A 16321-nucleotide genomic window follows, 5' to 3' on the forward strand; every position below is an offset into this window, starting at 1 on the left:
TCACGGAATGACAACAAAAAAACTGAGCCGGTCGTAGCCACGGTATGACTAATATATCTATTTGCCTACTTTAAAGGCCCCTTCGTCTAGCGGTTAGGACACCACCCTTTCACGGTGGGAACACGGGTTCGAGTCCCGTAGGGGTCACCACATGTATAAAGGGTTTCACGGCTTTTTGAAATTTACCAAAAACTTTGAATGCTCCTTTTATGTTCCAAAAGATCTAATTTTTGTATTAAATCTCTTTTAAGTTCCAAATTTTAAATATTATCAAAAAACTAACTTATATACTCCTTAAATCAATCTCAACTCATTAGTTCATACTTCTAATTAAATTTCTATTGCATTCTTAAAACTCCTTATTATGATTCTATTTATAGCTCATTTTTAACAAAACATTAAAATATATAGAATTTAATAAGGATAAATATATGAAAGAACTAATAAAATTTCTAGAGGAAAGAGGATTAAAGAAACAAGCCGATAGTTTAAGAAATGGTCGTACTGAGCTTGATCTTTGGTGGTGTAAAATAGGAGATACTGATGTTCTAGCTTTAGCTGAGGCGATTGCAGACAGCCCTATTAGCGGACTTGTTCTTGGTCATAACCAAATGGGGAATTTTGGAGTTATAGCTTTAGCTAATGTCATTACAAACAATAATTTTATCGCCTACCTTGATCTTAGAGATAATCAAATAGGAGATGATGGAGTAGAAGTTTTAGCTAAAGCCATTACACACAACAGTTCTATCACTGATCTTGATATTTTGATGAATCAAATAGGAAATATTGGGGCTATAGCTTTAGCTAAAGTTATAAAGAACAACAATTTTATTACTTATCTTGATTTGTCTAGTAATCAAATAGAAGATGTTGGAGCTATAGCTTTGGCTGAAAGCATAATAAATAATAATTCTATTACTTACCTTGACCTTAGATTTAACAAAATAAGTGATGCAGGAGCTAAAGCTTTCTCTGAAGCACTTAAATATAATACTTCGCTTATTATGCTTGACCTTGAACACAACCAAATAAGTGATAATTCAATATTAGAAATAATTAACGAATATATAGAAAGAAATCAAATCATAGCGAATAATAAAGCAGAAGGCTTAAATGCTGCAGGTAATGATTTATTTTCTCAAGCAAAATATAGCGAAGCCATAGAAGAATATAAATCAGCAATAGAAATTACAATAGAGGATAAGAAAAGGAAATTATATGAGGAAAACAAAAAAAATGCAGAAAAGAAATATAAAGAACAACAAACCAAACTAAATCAAAGTATTATAGTAAATAAAGTAGAAGAACATACAAAAGATGAAGTGATAAAAAAAGATTTAAAAAATAATGATTCGGATGAAACAGCACAATTAATAAAAAACTTAAGTACCAAAGCTTCAATATCGGATAAACAGTTTGATATATTAGTTGAAAATAAATTTGTAGAACAAAATATACAACTACAAGATGTGGCTCTGTCCCAAGAGGTCGCAGAAAACAATAATATTAATAACAATGACGATCGGCTTGTTTTAACTGGATTAATGAGCTTAGAAAATGATCAAACACCGTCAGCAGATTAACAGAATGTTAGATAATAAATAAAACCACCCTTTAAATTTTTATGCTGCTTGTAAATTTTGTTGCATAAAGTAGAGAATTAAGCCGATATTAAGGCATAACTAGGCTTAACAAAAGCCCTAATTAAGTCTAATCTATACTGGTTAAAGGTTCTAATAATGTACCATGTCTCTCACCATCCTATATTTTTCTATAAATTCATATCTCGATAATCTAATTTTAAATTCAGAATAAAAATAATAATTGAAAGTAATAACTTTTAATTATTAATTCTTCAAGAAGTTTGATTGAAAACGCAAAATTTAGTTCAATTGATGCTGTACAACCGATAAAATTTTATGAAGTATATTTATGAAAGCAGGCAGGTATGTTTTCTTCAAAAAGTTCAGTTAATACAAGTGATTATCAAACAATTATAGCGTGTCTAGAACAGAACGTTCCTTCCTTTATTCATCTAGATTTTAGCAATCTACATTTAACGCTTCCACAGTTAGAGGAAATAGCCGCTAAAATCCAAAATAACAATTTTATCGGTAATGTAAGTTGGGGGATAGTACCTAATTCTTGTGATGAACTTATACAAAAAATCGAAAGTAAAATTATCTTAAATAATCAAAACTATAAGCATCACCCTAATGATTTTGTGCATGGTTTATTTAGTTTGCACGCTTATATAGACTCTAAAGAAAATGATATTGTAAAGTTTGCTGTAGAAAAAGAAAATGACAAAAAGATAAAAATCCGAAATGAACAGTTAGAGGATTGGAGAATATTTAAAATATTTAACAAGCCTGAAATAGGTAGATATTACGCAGTCTCATATATAAATGAAAGAACAAAGCAAATGGTACTTGCTTATCGAGGTACTACATTTGAAAAATTGGATTTGCTCAAAGCTAATTCACCTCTTAAAGCTCATTTGAAAAGTATTTTAGGTGGGCAGATAGTTGCACAGCAAGCAGCAGCATATGAGGCTACAGGGGAAGTTACCAAATATGCTAATGAGAATAATTATAATTTATCTTTTACAGGTTATTCTATAGGTGCATGGTTTGCAGAGCTTAGTTTATATTTTGCTCATAGAGATTTTCATTATCCAAAAGCAAAGGCAATCACATTCGATAGCCCTGGTTCTGCAAAAATTATGGATAGCTTTAAACCAAATATTCTTAGCCATGAAACTACCTTTGACGTAAAAAATTTAAATATAACAACTTATTTATCAGCTCCGAATTTTGTAAATGTTTGCAACCCGCATATACATAAAGCATATAGATTATTTCCTAAAATTACGGCAGCTGAATATAACAGTAAAATAATAAACACATTAAATAAAGCTGTACCTATTAAAAGCTATATTACTTTACTATCATTAAATGGTGATTTACTTGATTCAATGCTAGATAGTTTTGATCTCGCAACAGGTAAGCCTATAAGATCTGAGAAAATATTAGATTGGCCTTGCATAGAATATGATCCTAAAGATGACACATTAGGTAAGAAAGCAATAGATAAGGTGCTTAATTTTATACCTGTTGGTAGTACGATTAAAGATTTGGCAAGTAAATTAATACATAGAAATATTACAGCAACAACATTGGGAAGCTTCTTAGAGATAATCGATCAGCTTGTAAGCGGTAATATTGCAAGTGAGCAATTTTTAGAAATTTATAAGCATTTAGAAAATAATGCCGCACAAGGATACCCATCAAAAGAGATCATAACCTCTGAAGGAAAATTTGAACTTTCTTATAAAGGTCATTACCGCATAGAAGAAGTAAATTTGTCTATCGATGTAGCAAATACAAATAGTAAGAGCAGTAGTGATTGGTATCTAGCCCAGTTGAGTAAATTAAGCATAGATAAAAAAGAAATACCGAATTTAATAAAACAACAGTTAAAAGTAATAAAAGAACTATATGAAATAAAACCTCAATATGGCAAATATTATATATTCACAAATTCACCGAATGTTAAAGTAGATGACTTAAGAGAGCAAATTTTCAGGTTAATTGAAGTTAGTGAAGAAGCAAAGGAAGTATTAGAAGATAGCAATGCTTATACTACTAATGAATCAATTAAAGTTACAGAAAATATAATTAGCAATTTACCACCTTTATCAACTTATAATCTGATTGTCCGTAATGAAATATTACAAGAAATAGAAGAAACTTTAAACGAAAAACGATTTATAACAGTTAGTGCTTTCGCTGGAACAGGTAAGAGTACAATAGCTATAGAATATGGCAGTAAACAAAGAGATGAAGCAAAGAAAATAGTACGTTTTATTAATGCAGATTCTGCAGACAAAATCTTTGAAGCATATAGGCAACTCGCTAAAGAGGTTGCTATTTATACAATAGGCGAAAAGGAAGAAGATATAATAAGATTAGTCCATGAGAGGATTGCTAATTTAAAGCCGTCTACGTTATTTATTTTTGATAATGTCGAAAAATACAAAGATATCGAGTCTTATCTTAACGGTATAATGAATATGCCTAACGATAAGACGCAAGTTATAATTACTACTAGAAATAATAAATTAAGTGAGGATATAACAAATATTAAGTTAAAACCTTTTAATAGAGAAGAAGCAATTTTATATTTAGTTGAATCTTTAAAAGATAGGTTGAATAAACAAGATATTAGTAATTTATTAGCAGAACTTAGTAGTGAAGATGCTTTTATATTGCCGTATAGCTTATCTAAAGCAGTAGCGTATTTAAAAGAAAATAAACTCCTTAGAGTGGATGATTATATTAATTACTTTAAAAATAGCAAAGATGATCACATAGAAACCGTTTTATTACTACAACTACTAGAAAAATCGCCTTTAGCTTGGCTGATATTGCAATGTTCTGCACATTTAGATCCTGACTTTATCAGTATAGATATTTTTAAAGAATTATTTCTAGTAGACGAAGAAAAGCTACAAGAACCTATAAAAAGGTTAGAAGCACTATCATTAATGAATTTAACATATCAAAATGGACAGGCAGGTTTACAATTACATAGGTTAGTACAGACTATAACAAAGCAATATATAAATAAATACAAGGAGCATGCAATAGATGAAAAAGAGATTTATATAAGATTAGTAGAAGTATTAGATAATTTATTTCCACTATTAACAGATATTCCAAATGAATATTGGGAGAGTGCTAAAATATTTTATCCTCATATAATAAAAATATTAAATGATAATATTAAGATTGATAACTTTAAAAAAGCAAATTTATATCAAAAATTAGGGAATTATAATGAATACATATTATGTAAATTTAAATACTCATTAAAATATTACAAAGAAGCTTTAAAAATATTTCAAGAACTCCAAGGCAGTCACCCTAATGTTGCTAACTCTCTTAATGATGTTGGTGGGGCTTATCAAAATTTAGGCAAGATTTCCGAAGGGCTGAAATACCAAGAAGCAGCACTAAAGATGCTAAAAGCATTATATCAAGGTAACCATCATTCTATTGCACTTTCTCTTAATAATGTTGGTGTGGCTTATGGAAAATTAGGAAATACTAAAGAAGAGTTGAAGTATAAAAAACAAGCATTAAATATGTTAAAAGAACAATATCAAAGCAATTACCACGATATTGCTCTCTGTCTTAATAGCGTTGGTTTGGCTTATCAAAATTTAGGCAAGATTTCTGATGGGCTAAAATATCAAGAATTAGCTTTAGAGCTATATCTAGCTTTATATAAGGGAAATCACCCTGATATTGCTAGCTCCCTTAATAATGTTGGTGTGGCTTATGGAAAATTAGGCAATATTAAAGAAGAGTTGAAGTTAAAGAACAAGCACTAAAAATGTATCAAGAATTATATCAGGGTAGTCACCCTAACATTGCTACTTCTCTTAATAATGTCGGTATAGCTCAAGGTAACTTAGGTAAAGTAAAAGAAGGGTTAAGATATTTTTGGCTGGCACTAAAGATGAGACAAAAATTATATCAAGGCAATCATCCTAGTATTGCGGATTCTCTGAGTAATATCGGAGTGATATATGAGAAGTTAGGAGATATATCGAGAGGACTAGGATATAAAAAAGAAGCTCTAACTATGCAACAAAAATTATATCAAGGCAATCACGTTGCAATCGCTACTTCTCTCAATAATGTAGGAACAGCTTATGATAAATTAGGATATATTTTTGTAAGTTTGAAATATTTTGAATCAGGACTAAAGATGTTTCAAGAATTACATCAAGGTAATCATCCTGATATTGCTGGATTTCTTACTAATATAGGTTTGGCTTATCATAAATTAGACGATGCTTATAAAGCCATAGAGCTTTACAAACAAGCTTACTTAATGCGTGTACAAACTTTAGGGGCAGCTCATCCTGATAAGGAATTAAAAAGTTACCTAGAAAAAATTGCCCCAGAATTTATAAAAAATAACGAAACTAGGGAGTTTATATTACAAAGAGGCGATTTTAAGGAAGTTACATTAGAAATTAAGCAAAAATTACAAAAAGAAGTTTTAAATAAAATATTTATTAATGCCGCTAAATATAAATGGAGTAGTAAGTGTTCAATCTTAGGAAATTGGGGGGTGAAAGGCTATTTAGGCGATAGATATTTAGCAAAACAACTAGGAGCTTTAGCAAATGTTAAAAATATAGAAATAGCAAAAATGTTATGTTTTGAAGCAATTTGTTTAATAGCTATTTATAATCCTAATAAAAATTTCACTTGTGTAAAAGAATTCACTAGAGCCTATCCTGAATTAATAAATAAGATAACAAACGAACATCCGGAGTATTTTATTGACGGCTCGATATTACGAATATGTGTTGATAACGAAGCAGTTTTAAACAAACTGCTAGGCAGTGGCTAATGTGGCTATGTAACTTTATCTTCATCATGAGGAGAATCAGATTTATCCATTAGATTTTTAGCAATGCTGCTTTCTGAAAATTTAGCTGATTGAAAATATTCGGAAACAAGTTTTATCACCTCATCACAAAATTCATCTTGTAGCTCTTTAGTTGCGGTTAATTTTTGGTTTTGAATTAACTGTATAGCATCAGATTTTTTATGCTCTAAAAATTCTTCAATTTCTTTAGTTTTTTCTTGAATGATTTTCTTGGTAACTTCATTGCTTTCTTCTATCATTTGAGAGCGTAAAGTTTCTAATTTTTGTATTTGTGCGTTGGTTTGTTCAAAGAGTAAAGCCGCATCTTCTTTTAACTTTTCAGCTTTTAGAACTTTTTCTTGGACTTCTAAAATCTTAGCATCTAAAGAATTTAAAATGGCTTTTTTTGCCGGTCTATAAATTAAATATACAAAAATTACAAAACTAACGGCAAGCCAAAAGCTCTCATCTAGAAAATTCATTATTTTATTTTTATGTTTTTGAGTAAATCTATATCTGCTTTAGTTCCGGCTATTTTTTCAATAATATTAACTGCAAGCTTTATTATTGCTTCGCTTTTATTAGCTCTAAATTGCTTAGCAGCTAAATTTATATCTTCAATATTTTGACTTATAGAGTTTTTTAAATCCTGCTCTAGATTCTTTTTTTTAATTAAAAATTCTGATTCTAAAGAGTCTATTTTTTCTTTTTTTAGCCTATCTATTTCTGTATTTGTTTTATCTATTTCCTCGTTATAATATTTGTTTAGCTTTTCTACTTCTTGGGTTAGCGTATCGGCTTGCGTAATATTATCTTGAATATTTGTCTGTCTATTATTAAAAATTTCTTCGGCTTTTGGCGTGATAAATTTATAAACAAAGATATACAATAAGCCGAAAGTAACGATAAGCCAAAAAATTTGTGAATAATAGGTAGCAATATCAAATTGAGGCATCTTATTTAAAAGTGAATTTTAAGAAAAAATAAGTAACATAGCAATTACAAAGGAAAAAAGCCCCATTGCTTCAGCAAGACCTGCACCTATCAGAGCCATTCTTTGTAAGTTTTCTGCAGCTGAAGGGTTTCGTGCTATTGAACTAAGTAGAGAGCTAAATATATTACTAACGCCTAGAGCCGCCCCGTACATGCCGATAGCCATAAGCCCTATACCAATAAATTTTAAAGAAACCATGTCCATAAAAAACCTAACTTTTAATTAATCAAAATAACAATTAGTGTAAATTAATAGCATCATTAAGATACATACAAGATAAAATAGTAAAAATATAAGCTTGAAGTATTGCAACAAAAATTTCAAACCCAATTAGTATCACCATAAGAGGGATTGGCAGAAATTTCAAGTAAATCATTAATGAAACGGTAAAACCGGCTATTACTTTTAATAAAACATGTCCCGCCATCATATTAGCGGCGAGTCGCAATGATAAACTAACCGGTCTTGCTAAATATGTAAACAGTTCAATTACTATCATTAACGGTGCTAACCATAAAGGAGTACCGTGTGGTAAAAAAAGAGTTAAAAAACGTAAGCCGTGTTTTACGAAACCGACTATAGTGACCGTTAAAAATACTAAAATTGCCAAAGTAAAAGTAACGATAATATGACTAGTAGCAGTAAAGCTATAAGGTGTCATACCAAGTAAATTACAGAATAAAATAAAAATAAATAAACTAAAAACTAACGGAATAAATTTGCGTCCTTTTACTCCTATATTCTGATTTAACATATCAGCTACAAGATTATAAACTATTTCAGCACTTACTTGTAATCTAGAAGGTACTAATTTCCGGTTATAAAAAGCTAAGTAAAAATAAGTTAGAGCTAAGGTGCTAGCAAGTAACATATAGATACTTGAATTAGTAAAGCTGACGTCAAAGCCAAGAATTTTGACTTCTATCAATTTTTTGATATCAAATTGTGCTAAAGGGCTATGAGTCATTTCCTTACTTTTTTACTTTTTGCCTTATAATATTAAAGCCGGCAATCATTCCTATTATTGTAAATATAATAAGAAATAAAGGTTTAGAATTAAAAAACTTATCCGTAAATATTCCAATTACGACACCTACCATTGTACCTGAAACTAAATCTACAGCGATAGTGAACGGGCTAATTTCTTGCTGAATTTTAGGATTAGAAAACTTAGGAGTTTTTAAGTCTTTAATTCTTGCTTTGATATCTTTTAGTTTTTCCGTATTCATTAGTTTATTTCCGCATCATTGCGAGGAGACGCCATAGGCGTCGACGAAGCAATCTCAGGAGTTTGTTATTATTCATGAGATTGCCACGCTCCTTTTAGTCGCTCGCAATGACGATCTACTGTCGGTATGACAATTACAAATTCATCTCATTTTTTGCCTTTTCTTTCTGCTCCTCTAAAGCTTTATCAACAGCTGTGGAAATATTATCTATACTATAACTTCCGGTTTGTACTCCGTTAACAAAGAAAGAAGGAGTGCCTATAAATTTTGGTGCTTTTGCTACAAAGTTAGTATTAGCAATTAGCGTTTCAGTAATTTTATCACTATTTAAACATTGCTTATATTCTTCCGGAGGAACACCGCCAAGCTGACCTATATCAGTTAATAATTCTCTGTATTTATTGCTATATGCCCATTTATCTTGTTGTTGTAATATGATATTATGAAACTGTACAAAACTATTTATATCACCCTTGCAGCGGGCTAAAATTGCAGCGTCTAAATCTTGTTTTGTAGCAATAAATTCACGAACCACATATGCAATTTTATTAGTATCGATATATTTTTTCTTAAGTTCCGGAAAAATTGTTTGATGATAATAAGCACAATGCGGACAGGTAGGAGAAAAATACTCGACTACTATAACATTTGATTTTTTGTTACCGAGAACCATATCATTATCATCAACTTTAAAAGTAACTTTAACAGGTTTTATTTCAGGATTTTTTTGTTCTTGTGAATCCGGCGTTGATACTTCATCAGTCTGATTATTATCATTAGCAGGTACTATCGATTCAGCTGCATTTTCAGAATTTGCTGCTTCTTGATTTATTTCTTGAGAAGTTTCATTGTTTTGTAGAGTTTCCTGCTCTATTATTGGCTTCTCTTTTTGTTCCTTATTTTGTGCTTTTTCTTCTGAACAACTACTCAAAAATAATAAAAATATCGGTACGATAAAAATACTTCGCATAATTTTTCCTTAACTATTAACCTTCTCTACAATAAAAGCGTATCAATTTTATTTCAATAAAAATATCTACTTTATAATAGAAGCAAAATGTGCTATGCTATAGAAAATAATAGTCTAACATTAAGTTCTTAGGCACTAAAACCACTACGGAGGAATTAATAATGGCAAATACAACACAATCCGAAAATAAAACCGAACAAAAATCCGAGTTTAAAATAGGGCAGAGAATTGTCTATCCTGCACATGGAGTGGGTGAAATAACAAATATTGAATATCATACTATTGCAGGTACTGAAATTAAAGTATATGTAATTTCCTTTTCGCAAGATAAAATGACATTAAAAGTGCCTGTTAGTAGAGCTGCGGTTGTTGGTCTTAGAGCGGTTGCAAGCAGAAAAGATTTAGATGTCATATATTCAACTCTTCAAGGTAAACCAAAACAAGGAAATAGAATGTGGAGTAGAAGAGCCCAAGAATATGAAGGCAAAATTAACTCAGGTAATATTGTAGCCATAGCCGAAGTATTACGGGACTTACATAAAAATGTTGATAATGATCGTTCTTACAGTGAAAGAACACTCTACGAATCAGCTTTAAATAGACTCGCAGGCGAGCTTGCTATCCTTGAAAACATCCACCCAACCGAAGCAATTAATAAGTTAGTTGAAGTATTACGTGAAAAATTAGTAGCATAACTATACTCGTTGAACTTGAAAAATTAGCTACGTCGTCTTTGTAAGTCCTCGGATGCTCACGTATTTAGTATACGCTCCGCTCCTCGGCTTACATACTCCTTGCTCTTTTTCAAGTTGAACTTCGTATAGCTACTCTTTATATTTACTCGGAGTATATTTTTCATAGATTGCCACGCAGTCTACGACTACTAGCAATAACGGAAAAGCTGAACCACGCAACAATATCCACAAAGCCCTAAACTACCCTACTAATAGATAGTTCATTCGGAATTTCTCAAGAGATACAGTAACTACATAGTCAACAAATTCTTTTAACAGTTTTGGATCAGTTACTTCCTGTCCTTTATCGTCACGAGTAGTTAAAAGTTTTGAATTAATTTTTTCAAGAACTACTTTTTTAATATCATCAATGCTATGCGTACCGTCTAGTATTTCTAAAATATATTTTTCATGTATCGGTATACCTACCATATCATTAAGTCTATTAGTGACGCTAAACACGCTAGTTACATTATTAAAATGTGCTTGTTTTGCTTGGTATCTTGCAAATTCGCTAGTTTTAGGTTTTCCGGTGATAGTTGCTATAGCATGCGGCTTGGTCTCAAATATTTTGAGATAACCTTGAAAAATGAATGTGATAAAATGCTGTTCTAATGCTGCTAAGAAATCTTGTAATTGATATTTACCAAGCTTTTTAAAAGCTTCTTTTGCTACTTGTTCTAAGCTTATCGGATTGCTAATATTTTCAGCATATACATATAAAATAGCTTTCATAATCGGTGAAGTGGTTGAAATAAAAGGATCAGGTAAATTTTCGTAATAGAAGCTAACATTTTCCTGTTCGTTAGTTAAATCAACGTCTTTTTCTGGAGTTACCGGTCTAATATTAAGGCTAGTAAAAAACTTTTTTAAATTATTAAATTCAATTTTTCTGTTTATAGCTATGTTTTGATGACATAATAATGTCGAGCGGAACTTTCTATTAGTGATAAAATCCATATATTGTTCCGTACGAACAATATCATTAACAGCTTGTAACTTTTCGGACGCTTTAGCAGGTAAATTACCTAGAAACATTGCAGTAAGCGACGTATCACCTAAGTAATTTAAATGATTTTTTTGAGCTTTTTCTATGAATTGGTGAAAATATGTACCTGTATTAATTTCGCCTAAATATTCATGTAATACATATGAGTCCGTATATGCAGATAATAATTTTGCTTCATCTCGTAAGAAATTAGAATAAGGCGTTGAGGAGCTTTCTAATGAGTCATTGATGAACTTTAAAAGTAATCTAGCTTGTTGTAATTTATCGTGGCTAGTATTAAATAGCTCTGAATGGAACATCATCATTTCACGTATTGTTCTCTGCATATTCCAGCCTGGGAGCGTATTATAGCTTACAAAAGCTATGCCGTTCGGATTTAGCAGCTTATTACAGACTTCGAGTATTTTATCTTGTACTTCTTTAGGCACCCATGAATATACTCCATGACAAACTATGTAATCAAACTTACCATATGACTCATCGAGATCTAATATAGATAATGCCTTTAGCTTGGCATTTTTTATTTTCAAATCGCTGATAATTTTTTTACCTAATTCTATTTGTGTTTTGGATAAGTCAACACCTAGAGATTGTGATTTAGGATATGTTTCAGCAAAGTTAAGCAGATTAACACCCACTCCACAACCGATATCAAGTACTTTAGCAGTTTCAAGAGGCGGAGGGTTTAGTCCAAATAGCTTACCGATAGTTCTTAAATATGGTGGGGAGGTATAACTGAAAGTAAATGGAGAGTAAGGTACTTCATCATAGGATATTTTATTAGCTTGTTTTGTCATATATTTTTCTTAAATAAAAAAATAATTCTAAGGAGTTTTAAAAGATTAAGCAATAGATTTTACATACAAAAACTTTTAAATTACTATATAACTTATTTTAGTGGTCATACTAATAATTAAGGTAAATATTAATTTTATTCATATTATGAAAAATAGTAATGTTCAAATATCTTCTACCAAAAATAAACATACTTCTTTTATTACAACCAAAAGAAAATTGCCGGTCGATAAGATAGTACCTCTAGAGATTGATACTAAAGAAAATAAAAAAAGTTATTTTGGTTGTTTAAGAAGCACTGTTAAAATTAATGATGATATAGTAAATTTTTCTTGTGAATCTGATTGGGAATGACATTCTTGTACAAACTAAACTATAATTTAATCAATTGTGCTTTACTTGCAAAATTTTCTATTCCCTCTAGATCGGTAGCGGTAACCCATAGCTGCATGTTTAAACCGGTAAAAAATTCTATTAAATACCCTCGTCTTTTGTCGTCTAGATGCACAAAGACCTCATCTAAAAGTAAAATCGGTGCTATTTTAGTTAGCTTTATAGCATAATTCATTTCAGCAAGGATTATTGCAATTAATATAGCTTTTTGTTCACCGGTAGAACAGAATTTGGCTAAGATATTTTTCTTTTGATGCTTTACTAAAAAGTCGCTTTTATGAACTCCAAAACTAGTGCGACCAAGTAGTTTATCTTTGCTTCTTGTTTGATAAAGTTCTGCAGTAATAAAATTAATAATATTTTCTTCGCCGTCTAATATTTTTTGTTCAACAATGCCGTCAATCGATAAATCGGCTTTTGGAAATTCATTTTCAAGTTCATCTATTGCTTGCTGCATAAATTCTAAGGTTTTTAAGCGATTATTAGCAATATGACTAGACATATCAGCCATTTTTTCTTCGATAACTTTTAGCCAATTATCATCTCTTATATCTTCTGCTAGAATTTTATTTCTCTCATACATGTAATATTCATATTTACTAACTAATTCTGCATGCTTTGAATCAAAATTATAAACTATTCTATCAAGAAATTTTCTTCTATCACTACTACCGCTTGTAAAGATACCTTCCATTTGCGGAGTCAGCCATACCATGCTGGTAAATTTACTTAACTCATTATTGGCTATTTTACTTTCGTTATACTCAGTTATTCTTCTATTAGAGCTACGTTTAAATTGTGTGGTAAATTCTGCAAGCCCTAATTTGCTTTGCAATAGAGCTTTAACTAGACACTGATCTTCTGAAGCTTTGCATATATCGGCAAGTTTTGCTGATCGCAAGCCTCTGCCTGGATAAAATAGTGATATAGCTTCTAAAATATTAGTTTTACCGCTACCGTTTTCACCTATTAAAATTATTGGGGTATTATCTGTTTTTAGTTCAAGGTTTTTAAAATTACGATAATTTTCAAGAGTTAAGGAATGTAGGAAGATATTTTTCATTTTATGAAAGAGAATAATAGTTAATGATGCGTTGTATTTATACTTCGAGTAAATGAAGAGTTGGTATACGAAGGTCAATTTCAAAAAGAGCAAGGAGTTCACAAGGCGAGGAACGCAGCGTATACTTAATACGTGAGTACCGCAGATCTTGTAGAACGACGTAGCCAATTTTTGAAATTCACCGAGTATATATACCGTCTAGAAATTGCCATAGTAGTTTTGCACCTTTTATCGCTCCTTGATATACTAATTTTTGTTCTTTTGAGCTTAAATTATTAATCAAATTTGCACATTCTTGTGTATGCCATTGATCAACTTTACTATGAACAATGAAAAATTGTAAAGTTCTGTAATCTGAAATTCCATAAAATTTTTGTAATCCTTGAATTTTAGAGTCAGATACTTCAGGAGTTTGACGCTCATAAGCATAAAGTGCTCCAAGACCTACAGAAAAAGATTTATCTGTTAAGTTAAAATAACCTTGAACAAGTTTTTGAGTTGAGTTTAATTTAAGTTCTGAAGTAAGCTGGCTTCTTAAACATCCAAGCCCTTCAGCAAAACGTTTCCATAGTTCCGGGTGATTTTCTTCACCTTGCTCTTCTTCTATAAGATTACCAAGTAATATTTGCCTAGCTTGATCACTACATTTGGAATGTATTGCACTTATATAACGCGGGAAAGATGTAACGTGATGATAATATTCTTTTGCATAAATTTGTAAAGTAGAATGAGTAAGTTTTCCCATACTCCATAATTGATAAAATGGATGATTTAAAAGATTATATTGTTCAAGATCTATATTAAGCTGTTCTAAAAATTTCATCTTACCTCTTTTTTAATGAATTTGTAAATTTGATAATTATTTGTTTTGTCTATTATTACCGAATGCCATCCTGCTAGAGAATCAATAGGAAAAAAAGTATCTCCATCATAATTTTTATTTATTTTTGTAAGTAAAAATTCATCAATAACATTTTGCTCTAGGAAAAGAGTCGCTATTTCTGCCCCTCCAACCATAAAAATTTTCTTATCAGTAAAAGGTTTTATTACCCGCCAAAAATCATCTAAAGATTTAATAAAAAATATATTATTATAAGATTGTAATGGTGTATTTCTTGAAAAAACAATACAAATACAATTTTTTAGAATCTTTGTAGGTATAGAGTCAAAGGTTTTCCGTCCCATGACTATAATATTATTTTTTACCGTCTGATAAAAATATTCAAACTCCTTAGTATAAGACCAAGGCATCTGACCTTTATTACCTATCACCCCTTGTGGGTCACATGCCATTATACCGGTGATTTTTCTATTTTTCATGAGATGAATATTTAATCATATGGTTTGCTACAAAAAATCTTTGATGCTCTATAACATTATGCACTCGTAAATAATCTGCTCCATGATCTGTTAAATATTTTGATATTGCTATTGTTTCTAAATCTCTTTCTGATGCTTTGGAATTATAAAAAGCAGAAATATAAGATTTTCGAGAGTGTCCTACCAATATCTCACATCCTAGATTTTTAAATTTTTTAATATGTTGTAATATATATAAATTTTGATAAACGGATTTTCCAAAACCAATTCCAGGATCAAGAATGATATTTTTTCTATCAAATCCACATTTTTCTAATCTTGTTATTTCTTGCTCTGCCCATATATTTAAGCTAGCAAGCGGAGAGTTATCGAAATCAAGACATTCTTGTTTTTGCGGTGGAACGATTAATGAGTGCATAGTAATAATTTTACAATTATAATCGGCAATTAATTGTAATGTATAGTCATCTAGATTATTTTTAACCAAGTTTATACAGGAAATAGGGTATTTTTTTAAAACATTTTTAATTACTTCAGGAGTAAAACTATCAATACTGACTATAACTTCTTTTTCCTTTATAACTTCCCTAAGCTCTTCAAGAACATTCTCAAGCCTTGCATATTCTTCATCTTCATTAATAATTAAAGCAGAAGGACGTGTTGATTGTGATCCAAGCTCAATTATTGTAGCCACTTCATTTATCAAGCGTACAAAATTTCTAACGGCATCTTCTTTATGAAAACTTAAGCCCCCATCAGAAAAAGAATCAGGAGTAATATTTAAAATACCGACAAATTGAGGATTTAAAACAAGAGAGCGTATAACTCCTTGATTTTCAATTAAATGTGCTATTTCTGCAAAGGTTTTATTGTGGTAAAAATTATTAGTCAGACATGAATAACGACATTCCAAGCTTAAACCTGCAATTAGATGAATAAGAAACGGTCTGTTTAATAATTCAGGATGCGGTATTTTTAAATCAGGCAAATCTATATGGAAATTATTCCAAAGTAGGATATCTAAGTCAATAACTCTTGGAGACCATTTATCGTAAGAGTTTGCTCGACCTAGTTGTTTTTCAATCTTTTTAAGCTCAGTTAGAATTTTACTAGGCGTTAAAGTACTTTTACCCTGCACCACCATATTTAAATATGACTTATTCCAAGCTTTATCCGCATTAGGTGGTAGAATGACTTGTGTTTCAAAAATAATAGATTGCTTAAGCAATGTAAAATCACAGTTTTTTAGTAAATTTAGAGCTTTTTTAATATTTAAAAGTCTATTACCTAAATTACTGCCTATAGAAATATAAATCATAATATACTCGTTTAATTTGAAAAATTGGCTGCGTAATTCTACA

16 protein-coding genes, 1 tRNA gene and 1 pseudogene are annotated in these 16321 nt (G+C 30.5%); 7 read left to right on the plus strand and 11 right to left on the minus strand.

Features of this window, described 5'->3' with window-relative positions; all coding sequences use genetic code 11:
• Positions 1 to 75 precede the first annotated feature (75 nt).
• The 5 genes and pseudogenes from H6P87_RS00125 to H6P87_RS00145 all read left to right on the plus strand — a co-directional run bounded on the left by H6P87_RS00125 (position 76) and on the right by H6P87_RS00145 (position 6435).
• Positions 76 to 150: transfer RNA gene (locus H6P87_RS00125), tRNA-Glu, on the plus strand.
• A 281-nt stretch (positions 151 to 431) separates the two neighbouring features.
• Positions 432 to 1586, plus strand: a complete 1155-nt coding sequence (locus H6P87_RS00130; protein WP_202069544.1) for a leucine-rich repeat domain-containing protein — start codon at positions 432 to 434, stop codon at positions 1584 to 1586.
• Positions 1587 to 4795: 3209 nt separating this feature from the next.
• A pseudogene (locus H6P87_RS00135) lies at positions 4796 to 4978 on the plus strand (tetratricopeptide repeat protein); the annotation flags it as partial.
• 9 nt (positions 4979 to 4987) lie between these two features.
• Entirely contained in the window at positions 4988 to 5401 is a 414-nt protein-coding gene (locus tag H6P87_RS00140; RefSeq protein WP_246438132.1) for a tetratricopeptide repeat protein, read from the plus strand.
• A gap of 2 nt (positions 5402 to 5403) precedes the next feature.
• Positions 5404 to 6435 (plus strand): tetratricopeptide repeat protein, encoded by a 1032-nt coding sequence (locus tag H6P87_RS00145; protein ID WP_202069545.1) that lies wholly within the window; start codon positions 5404 to 5406, stop codon positions 6433 to 6435.
• A 5-nt stretch (positions 6436 to 6440) separates the two neighbouring features.
• Here the strand turns inward: H6P87_RS00145 and H6P87_RS00150 are convergent, their stop codons facing one another.
• The 6 genes from H6P87_RS00150 to H6P87_RS00175 form a co-directional block, all read right to left on the minus strand.
• On the minus strand, positions 6441 to 6935 hold the full coding sequence (locus H6P87_RS00150) for a F0F1 ATP synthase subunit B (protein WP_202069546.1): 495 nt from the start codon (positions 6933 to 6935) through the stop codon (positions 6441 to 6443).
• Positions 6935 to 7408 (minus strand): F0F1 ATP synthase subunit B family protein, encoded by a 474-nt coding sequence (locus tag H6P87_RS00155; RefSeq protein ID WP_202069547.1) that lies wholly within the window; start codon positions 7406 to 7408, stop codon positions 6935 to 6937. The genes H6P87_RS00150 and H6P87_RS00155 overlap by 1 nt, the downstream gene beginning before the upstream one ends.
• Positions 7409 to 7426: 18 nt before the next feature.
• Positions 7427 to 7651, minus strand: coding sequence for a F0F1 ATP synthase subunit C (locus H6P87_RS00160; RefSeq protein ID WP_010420727.1), 225 nt, complete (start codon positions 7649 to 7651; stop codon positions 7427 to 7429).
• Positions 7652 to 7685: 34 nt separating this feature from the next.
• Complete coding sequence (locus H6P87_RS00165; protein WP_202069548.1) at positions 7686 to 8414, minus strand: F0F1 ATP synthase subunit A; 729 nt, start codon at positions 8412 to 8414, stop codon at positions 7686 to 7688.
• A gap of 4 nt (positions 8415 to 8418) precedes the next feature.
• A complete protein-coding gene (locus tag H6P87_RS00170; RefSeq protein WP_202069549.1) occupies positions 8419 to 8676 on the minus strand; it encodes an AtpZ/AtpI family protein in 258 nt (85 codons plus the stop codon).
• Between the two features lie 133 nt (positions 8677 to 8809).
• Positions 8810 to 9646: a DsbA family protein gene (locus tag H6P87_RS00175; protein WP_202069550.1), complete on the minus strand. Its 837-nt coding sequence runs from the start codon at positions 9644 to 9646 to the stop codon at positions 8810 to 8812.
• Between the two features lie 161 nt (positions 9647 to 9807).
• On the opposite strand from H6P87_RS00175, the gene H6P87_RS00180 reads away from it, so the two are divergent.
• Complete coding sequence (locus tag H6P87_RS00180) at positions 9808 to 10341, plus strand: CarD family transcriptional regulator (protein ID WP_011270389.1); 534 nt, start codon at positions 9808 to 9810, stop codon at positions 10339 to 10341.
• Between the two features lie 240 nt (positions 10342 to 10581).
• Here the strand turns inward: H6P87_RS00180 and H6P87_RS00185 are convergent, their stop codons facing one another.
• A complete protein-coding gene (locus H6P87_RS00185) occupies positions 10582 to 12186 on the minus strand; it encodes a class I SAM-dependent methyltransferase (protein WP_202069552.1) in 1605 nt (534 codons plus the stop codon).
• Positions 12187 to 12286: 100 nt separating this feature from the next.
• Here H6P87_RS00185 and H6P87_RS00190 point away from each other — a divergent pair, with 100 nt between their 5' ends.
• Positions 12287 to 12538, plus strand: a complete 252-nt coding sequence (locus tag H6P87_RS00190) for a type II toxin-antitoxin system Phd/YefM family antitoxin (protein ID WP_267829684.1) — start codon at positions 12287 to 12289, stop codon at positions 12536 to 12538.
• A gap of 19 nt (positions 12539 to 12557) precedes the next feature.
• Here the strand turns inward: H6P87_RS00190 and recF are convergent, their stop codons facing one another.
• From recF to folP, 4 genes are all read right to left on the minus strand, one after another.
• Complete coding sequence (gene recF, locus H6P87_RS00195; protein ID WP_202069553.1) at positions 12558 to 13640, minus strand: DNA replication/repair protein RecF; 1083 nt, start codon at positions 13638 to 13640, stop codon at positions 12558 to 12560.
• Between the two features lie 178 nt (positions 13641 to 13818).
• Positions 13819 to 14463: a CADD family putative folate metabolism protein gene (locus tag H6P87_RS00200; protein ID WP_202069554.1), complete on the minus strand. Its 645-nt coding sequence runs from the start codon at positions 14461 to 14463 to the stop codon at positions 13819 to 13821.
• Positions 14460 to 14960 (minus strand): dihydrofolate reductase, encoded by a 501-nt coding sequence (locus tag H6P87_RS00205; RefSeq protein ID WP_202069555.1) that lies wholly within the window; start codon positions 14958 to 14960, stop codon positions 14460 to 14462. The genes H6P87_RS00200 and H6P87_RS00205 overlap by 4 nt, the downstream gene beginning before the upstream one ends.
• A complete protein-coding gene (gene folP, locus H6P87_RS00210; protein WP_202069556.1) occupies positions 14950 to 16278 on the minus strand; it encodes a dihydropteroate synthase in 1329 nt (442 codons plus the stop codon). Before folP ends, H6P87_RS00205 begins: the two co-directional genes overlap by 11 nt.
• Positions 16279 to 16321: the final 43 nt, after the last annotated feature.

The organism is Rickettsia tillamookensis, assembly GCF_016743795.2.
Classification (GTDB): domain Bacteria; phylum Pseudomonadota; class Alphaproteobacteria; order Rickettsiales; family Rickettsiaceae; genus Rickettsia; species Rickettsia tillamookensis.